General features: G+C 28.9%; 1 protein-coding gene. It reads right to left on the bottom strand.

Going from position 1 to position 402, the window contains the following annotated elements; translation table 11 throughout:
* Positions 1-17 precede the first annotated feature (17 nt).
* Positions 18-332 carry a hypothetical protein gene (locus tag L977_RS01400; protein WP_036851127.1) on the bottom strand — a complete coding sequence of 105 codons (315 nt, stop codon included), beginning with the start codon at positions 330-332 and terminating at the stop codon, positions 18-20.
* Between the last annotated feature and the right edge of the window lie 70 nt (positions 333-402).

Here is a 402-nt window from a genome sequence, read left to right as displayed (position 1 = left end):
GAACATCTTATTATAAGCTATTTCTTTTTATTTATCAAGCGATAAGTCCCATAGACTACTAATAAAATAATTGTTATTATAAATAGCGGTGGAATGAATACAGTTATCGCAAACCAAACAATAGATATTAAAGTATAGATCATGATTTTTAGTATTAATTTACCAGCAGGAGTTTCTTGAAAGGTTATATCCTCATCTAATGATGAATCATCTTCTTTCGAATTGCCGTAAAATATTTTGTCTTCATTTACTTCGTACTTGTTACCGCAATAATCACATTTACCATTAGTGAAACTTGAAGACCCACAGGTTACGCATTGTATTAAAATCATTTTATTACCTCCTTTCTTTAACTATATGTATTATTATATCAAAAAAGCTCTAAGCTGTCAAGCCTAAAGT

Source organism: Enterobacter sp. ZOR0014 (assembly GCF_000798855.1).
Taxonomy (GTDB): domain Bacteria; phylum Pseudomonadota; class Gammaproteobacteria; order Enterobacterales; family Enterobacteriaceae; genus Enterobacter; species Enterobacter kobei.
Note: the sequence above shows the minus strand (reverse complement) of the source record. Positions and strands in the feature narration are given on the sequence as shown.